The organism is Ferruginibacter sp., assembly GCF_031430955.1.
In the GTDB taxonomy this organism is placed as follows: Bacteria; Bacteroidota; Bacteroidia; order Chitinophagales; family Chitinophagaceae; genus Ferruginibacter.
In genome coordinates, this window is sequence record NZ_JANPCM010000110.1 from 1 (window position 1) to 2,408 (window position 2,408).

General features: G+C 34.4%; 3 protein-coding genes and 1 pseudogene. All 4 read right to left on the minus strand.

Annotated features, from left to right (window positions below; translation table 11 throughout):
- Positions 1-20 precede the first annotated feature (20 nt).
- On the minus strand, positions 21-608 hold the full coding sequence (locus ACY65O_RS03030) for a hypothetical protein (protein ID WP_462219376.1): 588 nt from the start codon (positions 606-608) through the stop codon (positions 21-23).
- 107 nt (positions 609-715) lie between these two features.
- Entirely contained in the window at positions 716-1,357 is a 642-nt protein-coding gene (locus ACY65O_RS03035; protein ID WP_462219377.1) for a hypothetical protein, read from the minus strand.
- Between the two features lie 164 nt (positions 1,358-1,521).
- Positions 1,522-1,845, minus strand: a complete 324-nt coding sequence (locus tag ACY65O_RS03040) for a 2TM domain-containing protein (RefSeq protein ID WP_462219378.1) — start codon at positions 1,843-1,845, stop codon at positions 1,522-1,524.
- Positions 1,846-1,853: 8 nt separating this feature from the next.
- Positions 1,854-2,408, minus strand: a pseudogene (locus ACY65O_RS03045) (TonB-dependent receptor); the annotation flags it as partial.

Below are 2,408 nucleotides of genomic sequence, written 5' to 3' on the forward strand. Positions count from 1 at the left end.
CATTTTGTTCTCTTCCATTATCAGTTGTTTTGTTGATTATATTTTTTCCGCATTAAATAACCTGGCACTATCCAGGCAGCAGCAACTGCAACAGAAAGTAGTAATAAACCATAAAGCGGATGTATAAATGCAGAAAACAATGCAAGTGTCCAGCAAATTATTCCACCAATTTTTAACGGCTTAAACTGCATTACCACGCCAGATAAAAAAGTTGGCACACCATACAGCATTAAAAAAAGCGAATAGATATTATTCCAGCCATTGCCTTTACCCACAATAAAAAATAATAAAAACATACATATGCCAAAGCTTATCCAGATATAATTTATTATTTCATCGCTGTAGGTTTTTACAGTTTCTTTTTTCTTTGCTTTAGAAAGATAAATGATTTGAAAAATAACAGCTATCCAGCAACTTGCCCAAATTATTTCTGGATGTTTAAACCATTGCAGTTTTATTAAAATAAAATGTATGATAGCATCTGCAAAAATCAGCCAGCCCCATAAAAGATATAAAAAACCATTTTCGCTAAACCGGTTTTTTGCCTGGTTAATCATACTGTCTATTAACTGCAGACTGTCTTTAGGAGAAAAATTTTCCTGTTGCATAATATCTTTTGTTTAGAGGTTTAGAAGTTTAGGGGTTTAGAAGTTTAGAAATTAGTCTGTTATAAATAATGCAGCACTAAACTTCTAAACCCCTAAACTTCTAAACATTATTTACATTCTTTCATCAGCATTTCCACAGGTTGTTTGCCCCAGTTAGGATGCAATTCGCTGGCAGGTTTAAAAGCTGCAAATTTATCTAAAGCAGTTTGTAATTCGGGCTTTGCAGTTTTACAGCCACCACCAAATTGTTCCGGTGTATATTTCAAGGTTTGTCCTTTTAAATAATATGGTCTTGGGTTTGTGGGATCCTGCTGCATTGCCTTTTCCATATTGCTGCCACTTTCTGGCCCATATTCCATATAACGCTGCATTGGGTTTACCATCATGTGGCAACTTGCTATCATACTTTTTATACAGGATATTTCAGAATTGTTGGGCATTAATGAATCCGCCTTATTAATAAAATCGGTTGCTTTATCTGCAATACCATCTACCTTATCTTTATTCTGCTCCATAAAACCATAATTAACCTGGCAAAATGCTGCATAATAATAAGCAAGCCACTGATTTTTTTCGGCATTGGCAATGCGTTCAAAATTATTAGCCAGTGCTAAAAGGCTTGCAGGGTTTCTAAAACTGGTATCAATAGCGGCAATATCATTTTTCATTGCAGCAACATATTTTTCGCTTTGGCCAAACGAAAGCATAGTAATTGAAACTAAAACTGAGGCGATAAGTAATTTTTTCATTGTTGTTTGTTTTAAAGCCCCCTCTATCTCCCCCGAAAGGGGAGGAAAAGGAGACGATTATGTAATAGATATTTGTAATTATTAAAACTTGATTTATTTAAAAGAATTTAAGACAATTATTACGGTCACTTCGCTTCCCTTTTGAAAAAGCTGGCATAAGGGCTTTATTTTTTTTGTTGACTTTTTAATTTTTCATACTCTTTTTCTACAGAGTTTGCTTTAGGAAAAACATAAGCTCCTGCAAAATGAAATGCAAGGCCAATACCCCAGCCTAAAGTAGTCCAAATTGGCCAGGGGTAATGATGGTTATCCCATTCTCCAATATTAATACCCCTGTGCTGGTTACCTGTAAAAAACCAAATAGCCCATAAAAAAGCATTTACAATTAAATAGGCAATGGCATGATTTTTAAAGCTGGTTCTTTTTTGTGCAATCTCCCACAATTCGGGGTCTTTGCCTTCAGGTGCTGGTTGATAATTTGACATCATTTTTTATTTTAAAGGTTATTATTAATTGCATCCTGTGTTCTGTCGGTTCCAAAACTTAAAAAACATCCTATAAATACAAATCGTTTACTGGGCGGTGTTACTGCTTCTTTACGGCTTCCATTATTAGAGTAATTATAACTGTACACCTGCTTTTGACCAAATACATTGTTTATACCTAACACCCACACTGCAAAGTTTTTTGTATCTTTTTTACCAATGGTGGGCAAATAATTTACACTAAAACTGCAGCTGTTGTAATTAATAGTAGTGCCCATATCGGTAAATACATTTTTATTTTGTGAGCCATCATACGCAATACGGTAGTAAGGCCTGCCTGTTGCAAAATTGTAACTTAAATTAAATTGTGTTTTCCAGGGCAATACAAATTTTTTAAAAACAAAAGCTGCGGTATGCTTTGCAGCAAATGATGGCTGAATGGACGAAGGGAAATTTATAAAATCCCTTTTTGTATCTAAGTAAGAATAAGAGATCCAGTAGTCAACAGTTTTAATTGTTTTTTTATCTCTCCAAAAAACTTCAAACCCTTTTGCAAAACCATTGCC